Annotated in this window: 15 protein-coding genes; 9 read left to right on the forward strand and 6 right to left on the reverse strand. The window is 72.8% G+C overall.

Features of this window, described 5'->3' with window-relative positions:
- The first annotated feature begins 92 nt into the window (after positions 1 to 92).
- The gene (locus AB0F71_RS19760; protein WP_360235772.1) at positions 93 to 671 is read left to right on the forward strand and encodes a suppressor of fused domain protein; all 579 of its coding nucleotides are present in this window, start codon (positions 93 to 95) and stop codon (positions 669 to 671) included.
- A gap of 219 nt (positions 672 to 890) precedes the next feature.
- Complete coding sequence (locus tag AB0F71_RS19765) at positions 891 to 1160, forward strand: hypothetical protein (RefSeq protein ID WP_360235775.1); 270 nt, start codon at positions 891 to 893, stop codon at positions 1158 to 1160.
- A gap of 58 nt (positions 1161 to 1218) precedes the next feature.
- Here the strand turns inward: AB0F71_RS19765 and AB0F71_RS19770 are convergent, their stop codons facing one another.
- On the reverse strand, positions 1219 to 2448 hold the full coding sequence (locus AB0F71_RS19770; RefSeq protein ID WP_360235778.1) for an erythromycin esterase family protein: 1230 nt from the start codon (positions 2446 to 2448) through the stop codon (positions 1219 to 1221).
- A gap of 5 nt (positions 2449 to 2453) precedes the next feature.
- Positions 2454 to 3686, reverse strand: coding sequence for an alpha/beta fold hydrolase (locus tag AB0F71_RS19775; RefSeq protein WP_360235781.1), 1233 nt, complete (start codon positions 3684 to 3686; stop codon positions 2454 to 2456).
- A gap of 112 nt (positions 3687 to 3798) precedes the next feature.
- Here AB0F71_RS19775 and AB0F71_RS19780 point away from each other — a divergent pair, with 112 nt between their 5' ends.
- Positions 3799 to 4464: a TetR-like C-terminal domain-containing protein gene (locus AB0F71_RS19780; RefSeq protein ID WP_360235784.1), complete on the forward strand. Its 666-nt coding sequence runs from the start codon at positions 3799 to 3801 to the stop codon at positions 4462 to 4464.
- Between the two features lie 113 nt (positions 4465 to 4577).
- On the opposite strand, the gene AB0F71_RS19785 is transcribed toward AB0F71_RS19780, so the two are convergent.
- Together AB0F71_RS19785 and AB0F71_RS19790 are read right to left on the reverse strand one after the other, a co-directional pair.
- Positions 4578 to 6752, reverse strand: coding sequence for an NEW3 domain-containing protein (locus AB0F71_RS19785; protein ID WP_360235787.1), 2175 nt, complete (start codon positions 6750 to 6752; stop codon positions 4578 to 4580).
- A gap of 325 nt (positions 6753 to 7077) precedes the next feature.
- Positions 7078 to 9537, reverse strand: coding sequence for a ricin-type beta-trefoil lectin domain protein (locus AB0F71_RS19790; RefSeq protein ID WP_360235790.1), 2460 nt, complete (start codon positions 9535 to 9537; stop codon positions 7078 to 7080).
- Between the two features lie 607 nt (positions 9538 to 10144).
- Here AB0F71_RS19790 and AB0F71_RS19795 point away from each other — a divergent pair.
- The 4 genes from AB0F71_RS19795 to AB0F71_RS19810 all read left to right on the forward strand — a co-directional run bounded on the left by AB0F71_RS19795 (position 10145) and on the right by AB0F71_RS19810 (position 15151).
- Positions 10145 to 11194: a substrate-binding domain-containing protein gene (locus AB0F71_RS19795; protein ID WP_360235793.1), complete on the forward strand. Its 1050-nt coding sequence runs from the start codon at positions 10145 to 10147 to the stop codon at positions 11192 to 11194.
- Positions 11195 to 11327: 133 nt separating this feature from the next.
- Positions 11328 to 13004 carry a sugar ABC transporter ATP-binding protein gene (locus AB0F71_RS19800; RefSeq protein WP_360235796.1) on the forward strand — a complete coding sequence of 559 codons (1677 nt, stop codon included), beginning with the start codon at positions 11328 to 11330 and terminating at the stop codon, positions 13002 to 13004.
- Positions 13001 to 14041 (forward strand): ABC transporter permease, encoded by a 1041-nt coding sequence (locus tag AB0F71_RS19805; RefSeq protein WP_360235799.1) that lies wholly within the window; start codon positions 13001 to 13003, stop codon positions 14039 to 14041. Before AB0F71_RS19800 ends, AB0F71_RS19805 begins: the two co-directional genes overlap by 4 nt.
- 303 nt (positions 14042 to 14344) lie before the next feature.
- Positions 14345 to 15151 carry a DeoR/GlpR family DNA-binding transcription regulator gene (locus tag AB0F71_RS19810; protein ID WP_360235802.1) on the forward strand — a complete coding sequence of 269 codons (807 nt, stop codon included), beginning with the start codon at positions 14345 to 14347 and terminating at the stop codon, positions 15149 to 15151.
- Between the two features lie 80 nt (positions 15152 to 15231).
- Here the strand turns inward: AB0F71_RS19810 and galK are convergent, their stop codons facing one another.
- Positions 15232 to 16374 (reverse strand): galactokinase, encoded by a 1143-nt coding sequence (gene galK / locus AB0F71_RS19815; RefSeq protein ID WP_360235805.1) that lies wholly within the window; start codon positions 16372 to 16374, stop codon positions 15232 to 15234.
- A gap of 255 nt (positions 16375 to 16629) precedes the next feature.
- Between galK and galT the strand changes: the two genes are divergently transcribed.
- Positions 16630 to 17733 (forward strand): galactose-1-phosphate uridylyltransferase, encoded by a 1104-nt coding sequence (gene galT, locus AB0F71_RS19820; RefSeq protein WP_360235808.1) that lies wholly within the window; start codon positions 16630 to 16632, stop codon positions 17731 to 17733.
- 98 nt (positions 17734 to 17831) lie between these two features.
- On the opposite strand, the gene AB0F71_RS19825 is transcribed toward galT, so the two are convergent.
- A complete protein-coding gene (locus AB0F71_RS19825; RefSeq protein ID WP_360235811.1) occupies positions 17832 to 19358 on the reverse strand; it encodes an FMN-binding glutamate synthase family protein in 1527 nt (508 codons plus the stop codon).
- Positions 19359 to 19709: 351 nt separating this feature from the next.
- Between AB0F71_RS19825 and AB0F71_RS19830 the strand changes: the two genes are divergently transcribed.
- Positions 19710 to 20630 carry an alpha/beta hydrolase gene (locus tag AB0F71_RS19830; protein ID WP_360235814.1) on the forward strand — a complete coding sequence of 307 codons (921 nt, stop codon included), beginning with the start codon at positions 19710 to 19712 and terminating at the stop codon, positions 20628 to 20630.
- The last annotated feature ends 1 nt before the right edge of the window (position 20631 follow it).

Genomic DNA, 20631 nt, shown 5'->3' on the forward strand with positions numbered 1-20631 from the left:
AGCCAGCCAGCCAGCCAGCCGGCCGGCCAGTCGGCCGGCCCGGCACCGACCCCGGTCGATCGGCTCCGGGCGGGCTCGGGCACCATGAGCGGATGCCGAACACCGCAGCACGCACCGCCCTTCTCGATCACCTCCGCCGGACACTCCCCGGTCGCGTCATCGACGAGGTCCCCGGTGTGGACGGGCCGATCGAGGACCGCGTGCCCGGATTCCGGGTGTTCCGGGTCCATCCCGCGTATCCGGGCGACTGGTGGCTGTACGTGACGTCGGGGTGCTGGGAGGCGACCCAGCACGACGGCCACGGCACGGAGTTCTTCCTCGCGGCGCCGCGAGACGAATGGATCAACCTGGAGAGCATCACCGTCAACGCGTACTACCACTGCGGACCGGTGCACCAGCGACTCGACGTCGGACACACCGTCCCGATCGGCCGCCCGTGGCTCGACGAATCCGCCTGCGACCACTACCTGGTGAGCCTGCCGTACCCCTTCGGTCCCGACTTCGAGGTCTGCACCTGGGAAGGCGGAGCCCACGCCCGCATCCTGTGGCTGTTGCCGATCACCGAGGCGGAGAAGGTCTTCCGGCGGGAGAGGGGACTCGAGGCGCTCGAAGTCCGTTTCGACGAGCAGTCCATCGACCCGGTCGATCCCGGGCGCGCCTCCGTGGCCTGAGCGGAGGCCGGACAATTCGCATGACAACTGCGGCCGCTTCCCCGATCCTTGGCCGATGCCCAAGGAACCGGATGTCCTCGACCTGAGGCTCCTCCACCCACCGCCCGAGGACCGCCATCTGGAGGTCCGGCCGATCGTCAACGGTCGGGACCTCCTGGCGGAGGCGTCCCCCCAGGTCGTCGGCGGCCCCCGGTCTGGCTGCTCAGGTGGGACTGCGAGGTGGACGCCGTCTGGTCCCACCGGGAGAATCCCGATCTGATCCACCTCGTCCTGCTGCACCCCCACGACCGGTACGAAACGGACCTGCCCTGGGTCCAGTTCGGCATCACCCTCCCGGTCTCCGCCGACGACCCGTCGGCCCAGGCCGAGCAGTTGGAGGCCCGGCTGACCGCGGCCGACCCGCGCGCCACCGCCCAGGTCTGGGGCGGTTCGCACCACGCCGAGCAACTGGGCTACCCGTGGCCGCCGGTGGATCCGGATTTCGGCTGAACGCCCCGGGGATCGGCATGGGGAGCGGCAGGCGGCGCGGGGCACGCCCGTGGGCCGCTCACGGCAGCCGGTGCACCGGGGAAGTCCGGCGGACGTGCACGAGCACGTCGAACGCCTCGGCCAGCGAGTCCACGGCCAGGTGCTCGACGGCGTCGCGTTCCGGGGTGTAGATGCCGCTGATCACCCGGGCCTTGGCCGGGCCGTCCCACTCGCGGCGGACGTCCTCCCGGCGCAGGTCCAGCCAGCGGGCGGGCAGGCCGGGCTCGCCGAGCTTCGCGTCGACCAGGTCCGCGGCCGGGGCGGGGGCGACCACGGCGCCGAGGTCGCCGTGGTGGAAGCCGATCGCCACGGAGACGTACCCGGCGCCGTAGCGCTTGCGGAGCAGGCTGCCGGCGGTGGCCTGCGGGCCGCGCTCGGCTGCGACGCCGAGCGTCGCTTCGGTTGCCGCGGTGTGCGCGATGCCGTCCCAGTAGACGGTGCGCAGGCCGGTGCGCTGCTGGAAACCGGCGATGGTCCCCGCCCACAGTTCGGCCTCGCCCGCGTAGTTGCCGCGCCCGGCGACGCTGTGCTCGTGGAAGTCCACGATCAGCCGCACCCTGGCGACGGCGTCACCGGCACCGGTGCTGGCGCCGGTGTCGGCTCCGGCCAGGGACTCGACCAACGCCCGTGCGTCGCGGGCGTGTTCGGCGAACGGCCGACCGGGATGGATGCCCCGCGCCCGCTGCACGTGCTCGTCGATCCGGTGGGCCGTACGGATCGGCTCCAGGTGGGCCGCCAGTTCCGCGAGCCGCTCCGGCGCCACCGTGCGCACGTACGCCAGGACGGCGTCGTAGTCGGCGTCCCCGGCCTGGACCGGCTTCACGCCGAGGATCCGGACCGGGTCGTCCGGGTGGTCACTGTTGAAGTCCCGGATCCACTTCAGGGCCCCGGCCATCTCCTCGGTGCGCCCCGGCCGCCAGGCCCCGGCCAGGGCGTCCGCCGCCGAGCCGACGCCGCCGCGCACGTAGGCGTCGAGGGCCTGGCCGACTCCCGCGCTGTCCTGGACGGCCAGGGCGCGGAAGCCGTGGTCCCGGACGAGTCGGCGGAAGAGCTGCTCCCGCACCCCGAAGGTCTCCCGGGAGAAGCGGGTGGACTCGCCGAGGCCGACCACCGCCGCCCCGGCGGCCAGCCGCCCGGCGAGCGCGTCGAGTTCGGTGGCGGGCAGGGGCAGGGGCAGGGGCAGGGGCACGGTGTCGGCGTGGGGCAGGGTGTCGGCGTGCTGGCGGGGAGCTGCGGTGTCGTTCGGCATGTCGATCAGTCTCGACCCTCAAGCTGACTTGAGGTCAAGGGCCGGGCGAGGGTGGTGTCGAGCCAGTCGAAGGTGATCTGCTGGAAGCGCGCCATGGCGCCCATGTGGCAGTGCTCGCCCGCGCCTTCGGACTCGGGGAGGGTGATCAGGGTGTGCGGGCAGGTGAGGGCGGCCGCGACCCGCTGGGCCTCGCCGCGGAAGAACTGGTCGTCCTCGGCGTCGAGGACGAGCGTGGGGCAGGCGATGAGCGGGGCGACGCCTTCGAGGGTGTAGGCGGCGGTCCGGCGGATGTACTCCGAGGCGGAGGCGGCGCCGAAGGTCCACACACCGTTGCACAGGGCCCAGCGCAACTGGGTGCTCACCTGCATCATCAGGCTCAGCACCGGGTCGGCGAGATCGTCGCGCCCGCTCTGGACCCAGTCCCGGAGGAACGGCGGCATGACCCGGGTGTGGGCGTCGTGGTAGTCGTACAGGCCGTCGTCCAGGACGAGGGCGGCCAGTCGGTGCTCGTGGGCGGCGGCGCGGGCGGTGAGGTACCCGCCGAGGCTGTAGCCGAACAGGGCGATCCGCTCGGGGGCGATCTCCGGGCGGGTGAGGGCGTAGTCGACCACCGGGGTGACCACGGCCTCCCAGTCGGGCCGGAAGGTGAGTCCCTGCTCGCGCAGTACGGCCCCCTGGCCGGGCCCGTCGTAGGCCAGCACGTGGTAGCCGCGGCGCAGCGCGGCCGCGCCGATGACGAAGTAGGCCTCCTCCAGGGTGGAGTCGAAGCCGCTGGTGAAGACGACGGTCGGGCGGGGGAGGCCGGAGTCGTCGACCAGGAAGAGGTACCCGGGGAGGGTGGTGTCCTGGTAGGGGATGCGTACGGCCTCGACGGGGTGGTCCAGCAGTCCGGCGGCGGTGGCGAAGGTCTCGCGGGAGAGCGCGGAGAGGGCCTTGACCTCGGGGTCGTGGGCGGGGTCGTCGCGGCGGTAGAACTCGGCGGTGCGGTAGTAGTTCGAGGCGCGCAGCAGGGCTTCGCGGGCGCTGACCCGGTGGCCGGCGGCGAGGGCGCCGGTGCCGATGGCGTGGACGCGCTGCGCGGTGCGCTTCCACTCGCGCAGCCAGGCCTCCTCGTCGCCCTCGCCGACCTTGCGGAGGGTGGTCAGGATCTCGCCCAGGTCGGCGCCGCCGTCGTTGGCGAAGCCGGCCGCGCGCAGGGCCTCGAAGGAGAAGGACTCGTCCTCGTACAGGAAACGCATGGTGCACCCCAGACCGATTGTCGAGACGGAACGGTTCCGTCTCGCCTTCGTTGCCGACGATAGACCCCACCCAGTCGAGACGCAACCGTTCCGCCTCGTGTAGGTTCGGGGCATGTCCAGCACCTCCGCGCCCCAGCCGTCGACCCCCGCCCCCGGCCCCGGTCGTGCCCCCGCCCCCGGTCCCGGCCGCGCCCCCGCACGCCGGCTCCCCGGCGGACCCGTCCTCCAGGACTCGGTGACCGAGGCCATCGCCGAGGCGTTCTTCGAGGAGCTCGCCGCGGTCGGCTACGCCCGGCTCTCCCTGGAGGCGGTGGCCAAGCGCGCCGGCGCGGGCAAGGCGGCCATCTACCGCCGCTGGGCCTCCAAGCTGGAGATGACCGTCGACCTGGTCTCCGCCTTCGCCGTGGCCGACTCCGGACCGGCCGACACCGGAACCCTGCGCGGCGACGTCCTGGCCTTCGTCACCGAGGTTGCCGACGCGCTCAACCAGCGGCTGCCCGCGCGGATCATCCCCGACCTGCTCGCCGAGGCCGGCCGCACCCCCGAGCTGGCCGAGGCCCTGCTCACCAACGTCCGTGACGCGCGCCGCAGCAGGGCAGCCCAGCTCCTGGAGCGGGCGGTCGCCCGCGGCGAACTCCCCGCCGACGTGGACCGCGAGATCGCCCTCGACCTCCTGGCCGGCCCGCTCTACTGGCGCCTCGCCGTCGTCCACACCCCGACCGCCCCCGACTACCTCGACCGTCTCACCGACAAACTGCTCGCGGCCTTCCGCGCCTGACGGGGCGCTGAGCGGGCCGCCTGCTGCTGATCCCGGGCCCGCGGGGATGCGCGGGCCCGGGATCAGCGGGTCAGGGATGGTCGGTCAGGGATGGTCGGTCAGGGTGGGGCGGGTCAGGCTTGGACGGTCAGGGCGAACACGTGGATCGCGGGGGCGTCGGGCAGGGTGACGGAGCGGATCGTCCGGCCGGGCGTCAGCGGGACGGTGTTGGTGAAGACGCCGTAGGTGGTGCCGTAGTTGGCCGGGCCGGTGGGCGTGTTGCGGTGGTCCATGGTGAAGGCGGTCTTCGCGCCGTAGGCGTCGGTGGGGGAGCAGCACCAGTTGGGGAAGCCGAGTTGGCCGGTGCTGGTGGTGCCGTCGGTGTAGGTGACGGTGACCGTGCCGGCGGTGAACCCGGCTTCGGCGCCGAGGAAGCCCAGCGCCTTGCCCTGGCCGGTGAGGGTGATCTGCTGGCCGGCGGCGGACACGTTGTCGGCGGTGCCCGGGGCTGCGGACGGCCAGGTGAAGGTGAGGCCGTTGGCGCTGACGGTGGCGCCCGGGGTGGCGCCGGCGGCGGCCAGCGCCTGGGTCGAGTAACTGTCGCCGTTGCCGTCGAAGTTGCCGGGTGCGGGGGCGCTCTCGGAGGTGGTGCCGACGTTGTCGAACGCGGCGGCCAGCGAGGGGTAGGGCACGGTCTGCACGATCGTCCGGTCGCCGCTGACGGTGTCGACGGCGGCCGGCCGGGCCCGGTAGCTCGCGGTGGCGGTGATCGCCGTGACGGTGGTCCCGGGGGTGCCCTGCGGGCCGTGCACCGTCACGGTGGCCGAGGCCGTTCCGCCGGGTTCGACGCGGGGCAGGGCGGTGGTGGCCGGGGTGACGGTCCACCCGGCGGGGGCGGTGACCCGCAGCTGGGTGTCGTTCAGCGCGACCGCGCCGTGGTCGGCCAGGGTGATCCGGTACGTCCCGGGGGTCTGTGCGGTGCTGATGTCCTGCCAGGTGAGGGCGGTCGAGGGCGCCGCGCCGCGGGTGGCGCCGGGGTGGACCCGGTAGAGCACGGTGGCGTGCGGGGGCACGTCCGCGGAGATCACGCCGGTCGTCCCGGTGACCTGCTTGGTCACCAGGTCGTGGAGCGCGTAGCCGGTGGCGGAGGGCAGGCCGGCCCGGGCGGCGGTGGTGGTGATGGTCTGCGCGGTGTCGGAGGAGTTGAAGAGCGCGACCGCGCGGTCCCCGCCGGCGAGCGGCTTGCTGAGCACGTCGTAGCCGGTGTCGTGCTGGACGACCTGGCCCTGGACACCGAGCCGGTCCTGGTCGACGGCGATGACGTCCTCGTTGCCGAGCACGGCCAGCGCGGCGGGGGAGAGGTGGGTGAGGTCGGTGCTGGAGATCAGCGGCGCGGCCATCATCGCCCACAGCGAGGCCTGGCTCTGGATCTCGTCCTGGCTGAGCCCGGAGTCGCCGGCGAGCAGGAAGTCGGGGTCGTTCCAGCGGCCCGGTCGTTGCAGCGCGGGCAGTCCGACGTTGTAGCCGTAGTTGCCCTTGATCGACGCCCACTTCTCGCGGCCGGGGGCCTGGCCTAGCGCGATGTCGGCGCCCTCCCGCCACAGGTTGCCGAGTTGGGCGGACCAGCGGATCACCGAGTCCCAGTTCGCCGCGCCCTGGAAGTAGGCGGGGGCGGAGATCGAGAAGACGATCGGGCGGTGGGTGTTGAGCAGGGCCTTGCTCATCGCGGCGTAGGTGTCGCGGTAGCTCTGTTCCTCGGTCTCGCCCGACTTGGTGGGGACGTTGCAGCCGTCGAGTTTGACGTAGTCGACCTCCCAGGACGCGAACAGGTCGGCGTCCTGCTGCCAGTGGTCGAGGGAGCCGGGGTAGCCGCCGCAGGTGCTGGTCCCGGCGTCCTCGTAGATGCCGAACTTGAGGCCGAGCTGGTGGAGTTGGCGACCGACGTAGGCCATTCCGTGCGGGAAGAGCTCCGGGTTGGCGACCAGGGCGCCCTTGGCGTCGCGCTGTTGGGCCATCCAGTAGTCGTCGATGGTGACGGTGTCGTAGCCCTTCTTCGCCAGCCCGGTGGTGACCAGGGCGTGGGCGTTGTCGAGGATCGTCTTCTCGTCGATCCCGCACTGGTAGTAGGACCAGTCGTTCCAGCCCATGGGTGGGGTGGGGGCGTAGTCGGGGTACTGGGCGGTGCTGCCCGGCGGGGCGGGTGCGGCGGCGGCCGCGGGATGGGCCAGGAGCGTTCCGGTGGACGCTGCGGCGAGCGTCGTACAGCAGGCGACGGCGGCACGGAGCCACCGGGGGAGGGGAGTTGACACGCTTCGACCTCACGGAATCTCGGGGTCAGGGCATGGTGACGTGTTGCCTCGGCGGGATCAGTTGTACGGGGCTCTGCTCATTTCTGACAAGACCACGGCAGGAACAATCAGGAACAAGCAGATCCGACGGGGGTTCGGAGCAAGGGTGCGCAACGTGATGAGCAGGTGATGAGCAGGCACTCGGCGGTGTGCCCAAGTGCGGTGTGCCCGAGTGCGGTGTGCCCGAGTGCGGTGTGCCGAGCGAGGGGCAGGCGCACGGCGAAATGGCCGGGCCCCGTGCGGTTCCGTCGCACGGGGCCCGGCCACCTCCTGGGCGGGGGTGTCGCTAGGGCAGGGTCCAGCGCTGGTTGGCGCCGGCGTTGCAGTCCCAGATCTCCAGACGGGTGCCGTTGGTGGTGGCGAGGGCCGGGTCGTCGAGGCAGCGGCCGGACTGGGTGCTCCGCAGGGTGCCGTCCGGCTGGGGCGTCCACTGCTGGTTGGGGCCGGCGTTGCAGTCCCAGAGCTCGACCGGGGTGCCGTTGACGGTGGCGGCGCCGGTCACGTCGAGGCACTTGCCGCCGTGGGTGAGGGTGCCGTTGGACCAGGTCCACACCTGGGAGGGGCCGGAGTTGCAGTCCCAGAGCTGGACGGCGGTGCCGTTGGCGCCGGCGTCGCCGGCGGCGTCGACGCACTTGCCGGGCAGGGCGGAGGCGATCGGGCCCGCGTGGCTGGTCGGGGTGCCGGGCGTCAGGCCGAAGCGGTCGAACTGGTCGGTCTGGTAGCCCGTCACGCCGAGGCCGGCCTGTCCGTTGGTGAAGCTGCCGTCGGTCGCGCTGCCCACCGTGACGCCGTCGATGCCGGCGGTGAGGGTGGTGCCCTGCATCGACAGCGTGACGGTGTGCCAGCTGCCGGTGCCCGGTGCGGTGGTGGTGCCGTGGGCGAGGGTGGTGAAGTGCCAGCTGGTGTCGCTCTTGTCGATGGACCAGGCGCCGGTGTCGCTGAACCGCAGGTGGTAGGCGTTGAGGCCGTTGTTGTTGCGGCCCTGCTGGTTGACCCGGCCGAGGAGTTCGACGCTGCCCGACTGCTCGAACAGGGTGTCGGCGGTGACGGTGTAGTTGGACCAGCTGCCGTCGCCCATGATCGTGTACGGCGCGTTGTACGACTCGTCGGTCCAGCGGATCGGCGAGGTCGGGGCCATCTGGCGCAGGCAGGTCCCGGTGCGGCCGCCGGCGCACGGGACGGTCTGGAAGGCGCCGTTCATGTCGGTGAAGTACTTCGGCGAGGTGGTGGTGGCCGCCTTCTCGAAGTCGTCCGCGTAGGGCAGGCCCATCGGGGCGGCGGCCGGTGCGGTGGCGGTGCCCCTGCCCTGGCCGGTGGTGGTGGTCACGGTGTAGACGTGGCCGGGCTGGAGGGTGAGGGTGTACGAGCCGCCCTGCGGGGTGACGTCCTGGGCGTGGACGAACCAGTCCGCGGGGTTGTCGGAGCCCAGGTCGGTGGACCAGACGTGGACGGTGCCGCTGGACAGGCCGCCGGCGACGGTGAAGCTCGCGGTCTGGGCCGCGGTGGCGTCCATGGTCTCGATGACCGTGCTGTAGTCGCGGTTGTTCGTGGACTTGAGCGTCACGTAGCTGCCGTTGGTGCGCGCGCCGCCGAGGTAGCCGCTCGCGGAGTCGATGTAGTGCCAGCCGGGGCGGGCGAACTGGGTGGTGTGCGCGGTCACCCAGGTGGTCCGGCCGATCGTGTAGTGGCCGGACCACGGCTGGTTCGCGATCGACATGCCGTCGCTGGAGAAGTACAGGTTGGGGTAGAGCGCGGCGATGACCGGCCAGTTGACGAAGGAGGTCATCCTGCCGTCGAGGTAGTCGCGGTTGATCCCGCGGGCGACCGAGGCGGCGCCGCCGTCGGCGTCCTCGGAGCCGTTCTCGCTGGCCCACAGCGGCTTGCCGAGCCCCTGTGCGGTGGGGGTGCTGGGACAACTGGTGAAGCTGCCCAGGTAGCCGCACGGGTAGTGCACGCCGACGACGTCGACGGCGTTGCGGAACGCCGGGTCGGTGGCCATGGCGTCGGCCACCGCCCAGGTGTCGTCCGCGGCGACGACCTTGGTCGAGCCGTAGCCGTGCGAGACCAGCGCGGACTTGAGGTGCTCGTACCAGGTGGCGTCGAAGCCGCGCTCGTTCCAGCCGCCGAGGTAGGAGACGTTCAGGTGGTGCTGCGCGGCGCAGCCCATCCAGGACATCAGGTAGTCGACGGTGTCCTGGGACCAGAAGCTGCCGCCGCTGCCGGTGTTGCCGATCCACCCGGGGGCGCCCCAGGACAGGCCGTAGAACACGATGTTCGGGTTGCGGGCCTTCGCCTGCTCGGCGAGCCACCACTCGTAGCCCTGGCCGCAGTCGACGGTGCCCTTGGTGTGTTCGATGCTCGGCTCGGCGCCGTCGGTGGAGTTGGTGTCGCCGCCGATCTCCAGTTTCAGCACCTGGAGCGAGGCGCCGTAGCCGGGCTTGAACAGGTAGTCCAGCAGTTGGCTGCGCTGCGGCTCCGGATAGTCCACCAGGAGACGGGAGTTGCCGCCGCCGCCGGAGATGGCGCCGACCCCGTCGAAGGCGAGGCCGGGCTGGGTGCCGTCGACGGTGACGGCGGTGCGGACGGCCGCTCGGGCTGCGGCGGGGGCTGCAGCGGGGACGGTGCCGGGTGCCGCGGGGGTCGCCTCGGCGGCGGGAGGCGTGGCGAGGCCGCCGAGGGAGCCCAGCAGCAGGGCTGCGGCGCCGAGGGCGGTGCGCAGCTTCGGGGGTAGGCGTCTACGGGACATGGGCGTCTCCGGTGCTGGAAAGGTGCGGGGGAGGACCGGCGTTGGCGAGAGCATGCCGGACGCCAGGTCGGTGCGGAGCGTAGACCCGAGTTCCAACAGTAATCAACAAGAAGGGAAAAGAATCAACGTCGCAGACCGCCGGTCGCAGCCCGCCGCACACGATCGACCGCGGGCCCGGTGCCCCGGGGCGGGGCTGCGGGGCCGGCGGTGCCGCACGGTCGCCCTCTTGACGTGACCTCGCCCATGTCGGAAGCTGTTCCGGGCACCTACCTACCGACCAGTAAGTGCCTGCGCGTGCTCCGTCGAACGCCTCTGACCAGCGTGATCAGCTGGCCTCGGCCGAGCCTGCCGATGCACTCGCACGGTCTCGGGCCGCCGTGCGGGCGCCTTCGCGCGCGCGGAACCGCCCGTCGGCCCGTCCCTTCTCGCGCCGTACGGAAACAGGTGGCATAACGAGACGGTGTCGATCGTGCTCCGGAGGTAATCGACGCTTGACTCCCGTGTGAACTGGGCGTTTCCTGTTGCCTCGTCGCGTTTGATTGCGATGTTTTCTGATTGACTCTGTTGCTTATGGTCGATCGGTCTCACACCCTCAGGAGCCCCCACCATGCACCTCACCCTCCGTGGCCGCCTGGCCTCGCTCGCCGCGCTGAGCCTGGTCACCTCGCTCGGTCTGACGGCCTGTTCCACCGGACAGACCTCCTCCTCCGGGGCCGACGCGCCGGTGGCCCCGGTGTCCGGCAAGGTCTCGATCACCTACCTGCAGAAGCAGGGTGACCAGCAGTACTTCGTGGACGAGGCAGCCGGGGCCAAGGCCAAGGCCGCCGAACTGGGCGCCGACCTCAAGGTGGTGAACCTCGGCAACGACGCCAACAAGACGGTCAGCGAGGTGCAGGCCGCGATCGCCCAGAAGAGCAACGGTCTGATCATCGTGGTGCCGGACCCGGCGGTCGGCCCGCAGGTGGTCCAGACGGCCCGGGACGCCAAGGCCGCGCTGCTCACCTCGGACGACCAGGTCTGCGCGAGCGGCCCCGCCCCGTCCCAGTGCGCCGCCGGGGACCTGGTACCCCGGATCGGCTTCTCCGGCCAGCAGATGGGTCAGCAGGTCGGCCAGCGCGCGGCCGAGGAGTTCAAGAAGGCCGGCTGGAACGCCGCCGACACCCGGATCATCTCCGCCTGGAAGCAGGACGTCACCGTCTGCGGCGACCGGGTCAAGGCCGCCAAGACCGCCTTCGACCAGGCCGTGCCCGGTGTGCAGGCCATCGACGTCGCCACCGACAACACCCCGACCGGCGCCCAGGACAAGGTGGCCGCCACCATCACCGCCAACCCGGGCGTCAAGCACTGGGTGACCTGGGGCTGCAACGACGAGAACGTCCAGGGCTCCGTCACCGCCCTGCAGAACGCCGGGATCAGCCCGGACGACATCGACGGAGTCGGCCTGGGCGCCTACCTGGCCTGCAAGGACTGGTCCGCCGGCAAGCCCTCCGGCATGAAGGCCGCCCTGTTCATCAACGGCAAGGACGTCGGCGCCCTCTCGGTGCAGACCATGTACGACAAGCTCAAGAACGGCAAGGACTTCCCCAAGGAGGCCTTCGCCCCGACCAAGATGGTCGACGCCGCCACCTGGCAGTCCGCGGGCGTGTCCTGCAGCTGACGCCGCGCCCGACACCGTGCCCGACCCCACCTCGGGCCGGTCGTGCGGCGGAGCCGCCGGGTTCCGCCGCACCGTCGCCGCCGCCACGGCCCGTCCGCACCTCCGCCCGTACCGCACCGCCAACGAGGCCCCGATGACCCCACCCGAACCCTCGCCCCTCCCACCGCCGGGCGGCTCCGCCGGCCTGACCGCCGAAGGGGTGTCCAAACGCTTCGGCGCCGTCCAGGCGCTGACGGACGTCACGCTCTCCTTCCCGCCCGGCCAGGTCACCGCGCTGATGGGCGAGAACGGCGCCGGAAAGTCCACCCTGCTGCGCATCCTGACCGGCGACCACCGACCCACCGAGGGCCGCGTCCTGCTGGACGGCCTGCCCCTGGACCTGCACTCCCCGCAGGACGCCCGGCGGGCCGGGATCCGGATCATCCCGCAGGAACCCGAGATCATCCCGCACGTCCCGGTCGCCGAGAACGTCTACGCCGGCTCGCTGCCGCGCACCGCCCTGCGCCGCCTGGACCGTGCCGAGCTGCGCCGCCGGATCACCGCCGACCTGGCCCGCCTGGGCTTCGACAAGGTGCTCGACCCGGACCTGCTCGGCTCCGAACTCACCGCGGCGCAGCGCCAGTTGGTCGAGATCATGCGCGCCCTGACCGGCGCGGTCGCACCGCGGGCGATCGCCTTCGACGAGCCCACCTCCTCGCTCTCCGAGCACGAGGTGGAGGCGCTGTTCGCGCTGATCGGGAGGCTGCGCGACGAGGGCATCGCGGTCGTCTACGTCTCCCACCGGATGAAGGAGATCTTCCAACTCGCCGACCGGATCGCCGTGCTGCGCGACGGCCGGGTCGCCGGGGTGGTCCAGGCCGCCGCCACCGACGAGGGTGAGCTCGTCCGGCTCATGGTGGGCCGCGACCTGTCCTCGCTGTTCGTCCGCCAGCAGGTCGCCACCGACCGCGTCGTGCTGGACGTCGACGGCCTCACCACCGACGACGTACGCGACGTCAGCCTCCAGGTCCGGGCCGGCGAGGTCGTCGCCCTGGCCGGGCTGATCGGCGCCGGACGCTCCGAACTCGCCCTCGCGCTGGCCGGGGACGCCCCGATCCGCTCCGGCACGGTGAGCCTCAACGGCGAGGTGCTGCGGCTGCGCAGCCCGCGCGACGCCATCGCCGCCGGGATCGGACTGGCGCCCGAGGAGCGCAAGGCCCAGGCCCTGTTCCTGCACCGCACGATCCGTGACAACACCTCGCTGGTCAGCCTGCGCCGACTCAGTCGGTGGCGGTTCGTCAAGCAGCGCCAGGAGAAGGCCCTCGCCCAGGAGTACGCCGACCGGCTGCGGGTCCGCGCCCCCTCGGTCGAGGCGGAGGTGCGCACCCTGTCCGGCGGCAACCAGCAGAAGGTCGTGCTGGCCCGCTGGCTCGCCCGCCGGCCCGACCTGCTGATCCTCGACGAGCCCACCCGGGGCGTCGACATCGGCGCCAAGGCGGAGATCTACCAGATCATCGCGGACCTCGCCCGCGAGGGCACCGCCGTGCTGGTCATCTCCTCCGAACTGCCCGAGGTGCTCGGCCTCGCCGACCGGATCGTGGTGATGCAGAACGGCCGCACCACCGGCGAGCTCGGCCGGGACCAGGCGACCGAGGAGGCCGTCCTCGCCCTCGCCATGGCCGACGACCTGGGCCCCGCCGCCGATCACCGTGCCGCTGACCTCGGTGCCGCCGACCACCGTGCCGCCGACCACCGTGCCGCCACCGACCGACCTGCCGCGTCCGACGACCGCGCCGCCGCCACCCCCGCCCAGACCGGAGAGACCCGATGACCACCGCCACGCCCCCGACCGCCCCGGCGCCGGACACCGGAGCCCTGCCCGCGCGGTCCGGCGGCCCGCGCGCCCTGCTCGCCGCGATCGGCGGTCAGAACCTCAGCCTGATCGGCGCCCTGATCGCCGTCGTCGCCCTGTTCGGCAGCCTCAATTCCAACTTCGTCGGCTGGGACAACATCCAGGTCATCGCCGAGGCCGCGACCATCTCCGGCCTGCTCGCGGTCGTCCAGACCGTCGTGATCATCTGCGGCGGCCTCGACATCTCGGTCGGCTCCCAGGCCGGCCTGGCCTCCGTCACCAGCGCCATGGTCTTCACCTCCACCGGCGCCAACCCCTACCTGGGCATCGGCGCCTCGCTCGCCATCGGCGCCGGCATCGGCCTGTTCAACGGCGTCGTCATCATCTACGGCCGGGTCAACCCGACCATCGCCACCCTCGCCGGCCTCGCCGCCTACAAGGGCGTCGCCCAACTCGTCTCGGACGGCCGCGCCCAGGGCTACGTGCTCAACGACCCGGTCTTCGTCTTCCTCAGCCGGGGCAAGATCGCCGGACTGCCCACCATGGTCTGGCTGCTGATCCTCACCGCCGTCGCCGTGCACGCCCTGCTGACGTACACCGACATCGGCCGCAACATCTACGCCATCGGCGGCAACGACACCGCCGCCCGGCTGGCCGGCATCAACCTCAACAAGTACCTGATCGCCGCCTACGCCCTCTCCGGTACGGTCGCCGCCCTGGCCGGCGTGCTGCTCACCGCGCGCACCGGCAGCGGCCAGCCCGTCTCCGGCAGCGAGGGGCTGGAGCTCCAGTCGATCACCGCGGCCGCGCTCGGCGGCTGCGCCCTCAAGGGCGGCAAGGGCAGCATCGGTGGCACCCTGCTGGCGGTCGCGCTGCTCGGCGCGCTCCAGAACGGGCTCACCGTGCAGGGCATCAACGCCTTCTGGCAGAACGTCGCCCAGGGCGCCCTGCTGGTGGCCGCGGTGGTGATCCAGCAGCGTCGCAACCGGGAGCGTGCGGTCGGGCTGCCGGCCTGACGTCCTGCCCACGCCCCTGCCCCTCGTAACCCCTCGTACTCCCGGGGGACGAACCGGACGGACGGTCCCACCGGTCCGTCCCACGGGACAGGCGCGGGAGCGCACCCGGCCCCCACACGGGTGCGCTCCCGCGCCGCTGCCGTCACCGCCGCACCGCTGCCGTCACCGCCGCCCCGCTGTCCGATACCGGGGCCCGGGGCCCGTCGGGGCCGGGGATAATGGATCACGCAGGCTCCGGCCGCGTCGCCGGTCGCCGACGGGGATGCCCCGGCCGTACGCGCTCGTTCGATCGAAAGGTCCTCCGTGGCTGACCAGACGTTGCTCGCCGCCCAGCGCCAGGCGCTGATCCTGGAGGCGATCCGCCGGACCGGTGCGATCCGGGTCGCCGAGCTGGTCGAGCAGTTCGGCGTGTCCGACATGACCATCCGCCGGGACCTCGACGCGCTGGTGCGCCAGGGCACGGTGGAGAAGGTCCACGGCGGCGCGGTGGCGGCCGGGACGGCCAGCACCTTCGAGCCCGGCTTCGACGCCAAGTCCGCCCTGGAGGAGGGCACCAAGGCCGCGCTCGCGGACGCCGCGGTGCGGCTGGTGGAGCCCGGCAGCGTGGTGGCCCTGTCGGCCGGCACCACGACGTACGCGGTCGCCTCCCGGCTGCTGGAGGTCCCGGAGCTGACCGTGGTGACCAACTCGCTGCGGATCGCCGACCTGCTGTGGGCCGCGGGGAGCGAGGGCCGGGAGAACGTCCCGACCCTGCTGCTGACCGGCGGGTCGCCGACCCGCTCGGCGGCCCTGGTCGGGGCGCTGGCCGACCAGACCGTCCGGTCGCTGCACGTGGACCTGCTGATCCTGGGCGTGCACGGGGTGAGCGAGCAGGCCGGCCTCACCACGCCCAACCTGGCCGAGGCGCAGACCAACCGGGCCCTGATCGCCTCCGCCCGCCGCACCGTCGTGGTCGCCGACCACACCAAATGGGGCGTCGTCGGCCTGAGCAGCTTCGCGACCCTGGCGGAGGTCGACTGCTTCATCACCGACGACGCCCTGCCCGCGGCGGCCCGCGGGGTGCTCGCCGAGGCGGTCGGCGAGCTCCTGGTCGTCCCGACCACCGGCTGATCCCGGTTCCTTCCGGTGGGCCCGCCTCCCGGCAGGCCCACCGGGTGCTCAGCCCACCGGGAACTCAGCCTTCCGGGTGCTCAGCCCACCTTGCGGGCGCCCGCCGAGGGAACGGCGGTGAAGGCGACCGGGGCGGCGAAGCCCGCGGCGTGGAAGGCCGCCGTCACGGCGGTCGAGACCTCGGCCACCTGCTCGGCGCCGACCAGGGCGATGACGGAGCCGCCGAACCCGCCGCCGGTCATCCGGGCGCCCAGCGCCCCGGCGGCGAGGGCGGCCTCGACCGCGAGGTCCGTCTCGGCGCAGGAGACCCGGAAGTCGTCGCGCAGCGAGGCGTGTCCGGCCGTCAGGACCGGTCCGAGCGCCGCGAGGTCGCCGCGGACCAGGTGGTCGACGGCCTCCAGCACGCGCCCGTTCTCCGTCACCACGTGCCGTACCAGTGGCCGGAGTTCACCGGGCAGCCGGTCCAGGGCCGGGCCGAGGTCGGCGGCCGCGAGGTCGCGCAGCGCGGGCAGGCCGAGCAGTTCGGCGGCGCGCTCGCAGCCGGCCCGCAGGGCCGCGTAGGCGCCGTCGCCGAGGTCGTGCTTGACCCGGGTGTCGATCACCAGCAGCCGCAGGTCGGCCGCCGCCAGGTCGAACGGGACGTGCCGCTGCTCCAGCGTCCGGGCGTCCAGGAACAGCGCGGTGCCGGCCGTGCAGCAGGAGGAGGCCATCTGGTCCATCACGCCGCAGGGCACGCCGACGAAGGCGTTCTCGGCCCGCTGGGCGAGCACGGCGAGCTCCGGGGCGCTCAGCCCGAGGTCGTACAGGTCGTTCAGGGCGGCGGCCGTCGCGCACTCCAGGGCGGCGGAGGAGGAGAGGCCGGCTCCGCTCGGCACGTCGCTGTCGACGAACAGGTCGGCCCCGCCGACGGTGTGCCCGGCCTCGGCGAGCGCCCAGAACACACCGGCCGGGTAGCCGGCCCAGCTGGTGACCACGCCGGGTGCCAGGCCGTCCAGGGCGAGTTCGGTGATCGTGCCGCCGCCCTGGGAGCTGAACAGCCGCAGCCGGCCGTCCTCGCGGCGGCGGGCGGTCACCCGGGTGGTGTGGGGGAGGGCGATGGGCAGGACGAAGCCGTGGTTGTAGTCGGTGTGCTCACCGATCAGGTTCACCCGGCCGGGTGCGGCCCAGACGCCGCTCGGGCGGACGCCGTGGACGGCCTCGAACTCGGTGGCCTCGTCGATCATCTGCAGCTCCATGCCTGGCGTGCGCGGTGGGTCCCGCCGTCGGCTTGCACCGGCACGCGGGAGCGAATTCCGACATAATCAAACATGACCGGCCCCACGGTCAACATCTGCGATGTCCGTGTTCATTCGGGTCGGGCCGACGGCTGGAAGCAGCCGTCACCAGCGTCGATGCTTGTTGACAAGCGATCGTCTCTGTTTGAATCTGTTGAAGCTCGCAAGTGCCGGGCCGACGCCCCACGCGTAAGGAGTACAGCGGTGCACAGAACCGCCACCAAGCTGGCCGACGGCCGCGAACTGGTCTACTTCGACCAGGGGCCGGGCGCGCTCCGCGAGGTCCCGGACGAGCGGCCGCTCGAACCGGCCGCGAGCCTCTCCGAGACCCGGCTCGACCCGGTGCTCGGCGAGTGGGTGACGGTGGCCGCGCACCGCCAGCAGCGCACCTACCACCCGCCGGCCGGCGAGTGCCCGCTCTGCCCCTCGCGCGACGGACGGCTCAGCGAGATCCCGGCGCCGGACTACGAGGTCGCGGTGTTCGAGAACCGCTTCCCCTCGCTCGCCACCGGCTCCGCCGACCACGTCGCCCCCCGGGACGAACCCCTGCACACCCTCCGGCCGGGCGACGGCCGCTGCGAGGTGGTCTGCTTCACCTCCGACCACGACGCCTCCTTCGCCGACCTCGACGAAGCCCGGGCCCGTCTCGTCCTGGACGCCTGGACCGACCGGACGGCGGAGCTGTCCGCCCTGCCCGGCGTACGGCAGGTGTACTGCTTCGAGAACCGCGGCGAGGAGATCGGGGTCACCCTCGCCCACCCGCACGGGCAGATCTACGCCTTCCCGTTCGTCCCCTCCCGCACCGCCCGGATGATCGCCCGGGCCGAGGCGCACCGGGCCCGCACCGGCCGCAACCTCTTCGAGGACCTGCTCGCCGTCGAACGCGAATCCCCCGAGCGGCTGGTCCTCCGGGGCGAGCACTGGACGGCCTTCGTCCCGTTCGCCGCTCGCTGGCCGTACGAGGTCCACCTCTACCCGAACCGGAGGGTCCCCGACCTGACCGCGCTCGACGAGGCCGAGCGCGCCGAGTTCCCCGGGCTCTACCTGGACCTGCTGCGCCGCTTCGACGCCCTGTTCCCCGCCGGGCCCGGCGCGGCCCGCAACCGCACCCCGTACATCGCGGCCTGGCACCAGGCTCCCGTCGAGGGTGGTGCCGAACTCGCCCTCCACCTGGAGCTGTTCACCGTCCGGCGGGCGCCCGGCAAGCTCAAGTTCCTGGCCGGGGTGGAGTCCGGGCTGGACGCCTTCGTCACCGACGTCAGCCCGGAGAGCGCCGCCGAGCGGCTGCGGGCCGCGGTGCCTGCCTGAGCCGGGCCGCCGCGCCCGCCTGAACCGGCCCCGGACACGACCGCGGCCTCCCGCCCCGGTGGGGGTGGGAGGCCGCCGCGCGCGGGGAGGCCCGCCGGTCAGCCGGCCGGCTTCGCGGTGACCAGGGCGGTGATCTCGGCCGCCAGCTCGGGGCCGAGCTCGCCCCAGCCGTCCTTGTAGCCGTAGACGCCGCCGAGGGTGCGGGCCTCGTAGTCGCCGTTCATGATCTCGATGTCGTTCGCGGTGATCAGGCCCGGGTGGGCGACGCCGACGGCGGAGGAGACCTTGAGCAGCTCCTTGCGCAGGGTGCGCAGGTAGACGGCGGCGCGGGTGGACCTGGAGGCCGGGTCCAGGCCGCGCGCCAGCCAGGGGTTCTGGGTGGCGATGCCGGTGGGGCACTTGTCGGTGTGGCACTTCTGGGCCTGGATGCAGCCGATCGACAGCATGGCCTCGCGGGCCACGTTGATCATGTCGGCGCCGAGAGCGAAGGCCACCGCGGCGTTCTCGGGCAGGCCGAGCTTGCCGGAGCCGATGAAGGTGAGGTCGTCGGTCAGACCGAGTTCGGCGAAGGTGCCGTACACCCGGGAGAAGCCCATCCGGAACGGGAGGGACACCGAGTCGGCGAACATCCGGGGCGCGGCGCCGGTGCCGCCCTCGCCGCCGTCGACGGTCACGAAGTCGACCCCGCGGTCGCCGCGCTCCATCAGCCCGGCGAGCTCCTGCCAGAAGCCCAGGTCGCCGACCGCGCTCTTGATGCCGACCGGCAGGCCGGTCTCGGCGGCGATCAGCTCGACGAAGTCCAGCATCGAGTCGACGTCGCCGAACGCGGTGTGCCGGGACGGCGAGGCGCAGTCCTGGCCGACCGGGATGCCGCGGATCGCGGCGATCTCCGGGGTGACCTTGGCGCCCGGCAGCATGCCGCCCAGCCCGGGCTTGGCGCCCTGGGAGAGCTTGATCTCTATCGCCTTGACCGGGGCGCCGGCGACGACGTCCTTGAGCTTGTCGAGGTTGAAGGTGCCGTCCTCGTTGCGGCAGCCGAAGTAGGCGGTGCCGAGCTGGAGGACGAGGTCGCCGCCCTGGCGGTGGTACGGGGAGAGGCCGCCCTCACCGGTGTTGTGCATGGTGCCGGCCTCCGCCGCGCCCTTGTTGAGGGCGCTGATGGCGGCGCCGGAGAGCGAGCCGAAGCTCATCGCCGAGATGTTCACCACGCTCGCCGGGCGGAACGCCTTGGCGCGGCCGCGCGGCCCGCCGAGCACCTTGGCCGAGGGCAGCGGGGACTGCGGGTCGTGGGTGTCCGGCAGGGCGCCGGCGAAGGTGCGCTGCTTGACGTAGGCGTGGCCCTGGACGTGCTCGACGTCGACCTCGGTGCCGAAGCCGAAGTAGTTGTTCTGCTCCTTCGCCGAGGCGTAGATCCAGGTGCGCTGGTCGCGGCTGAACGGACGCTCCTCCTCGTTGGAGGTCACGATGTACTGCCGCAGCTCGGGACCGATCGTCTCCAGCAGGTACCGGGCGTGCCCGAGCACCGGGAAGTTCCGGAGCAGCGCGTGCTTCTTCTGGATGAGGTCGCGGGCAGCCAGAAGCGCCACCGCTGTCGCGGCGGCCGCGCCGATCTTCCGGGCTTGCATGGAGGTTCCTCCTCGGTGCACGACTCCATCGCCGTCGGTGGAGCCGTCCTGTGGTGCCGGGCATGGGGCGGCGGGCATGGGGCGGCGGGCGCGCAGCCGGGAGGCGTGGGCGTCCGCCGGGGGATCCGATGTGATCGTAGGAGGCTTCCCCGAGCGCCCTGCGGGCAGGGGGCGCGTTTGCGCCGGGGCCGGCGCGCACCCGCCCCCTCGCGTCAGGGAGCCGCGCCCCGCCGACGCCGGTCCACCGGCTTCGCCCCTGCTGCCTTCTAGGGTGATCGGCGAGCGGCCCGGCGCCCGGCCGGAGCGTCGTTCCCGGCAGTACGCGGGAAGCCGCCGGCCAAGGTGAGAGGAGTGAGCGACGCCGTGCCGCTGGACCCGACTCTGCGGAAACTGCTCGACGGAATGCCGGTGACCGACTTCGACACGGTCCCGCTGGAGGAGCTGCGCCGCGCCAACATCGCGAACGCCGCCGCGCAGCCGCGCGTCGTCGAACTGCCGCGCATCGAGGACCGCCGAGTCGACGGGGTGGGCGTGCGCGTCTACTGGCCCCGGGCCGACGCGGCCGGTCTGCCGGTGGTCGTGTACTACCACGGGGGCGGGTTCGTCGTGGGTGACCTCGACACCCACGACAACGTCGCCCGCACCATCGCCCACCGAACCGGCGCGGTCGTGGTCTCCGTCGACTACCGTCTCGCCCCCGAAGACCCGTACCCGGCGGCGGTGGAGGACGCGTTCACCGCGCTGCGCTGGACCGCCGCCCACGCCCGCGAACTCGGAGCGGACCCGGAGCGCATCGCCGTGGCCGGCGACTCGGCCGGCGGCAACCTGGCCGCGATGGTCGCCCTGCGGGCCCGCGACGCCGGCGGGCCACCGCTGCGCTTCCAGCTGTTGTGGTACCCGTGCACCCACATCGACCCCAGCCTGCCCTCGGAGGCGGAGAACGCCGACGCCCCCGTCCTGCCCCGCCGCGCCGTCGAACTGGCTGCCGGCTGGTACCTGGGTGGGCGCGACCCCAGGACCTGCGGCGCCGCACCTGCCTACGCCCGGAGCCACGCCGGCCTGCCGCCCGCCTACATCGCCACCGTCCAGGGCGACGTCATCCGCGATGAAGGCATCCGCTACGCCCAGCTGCTCCGCGCAGCCGGCGTCCCGGTCGAACACCGCAACCACGAGGACCTGGTCCACGCCTTCTGCACCTTCGCCCCGCACGTGCCCGCCGCGGCGAGGGCGCTGGACGACTCCCTCGCCGCACTCGGGACCGGCCTCGGCTGAC

This window comes from Kitasatospora sp. NPDC028055 (genome assembly GCF_040637885.1).
Taxonomy (GTDB): Bacteria; Actinomycetota; Actinomycetes; order Streptomycetales; family Streptomycetaceae; genus Kitasatospora.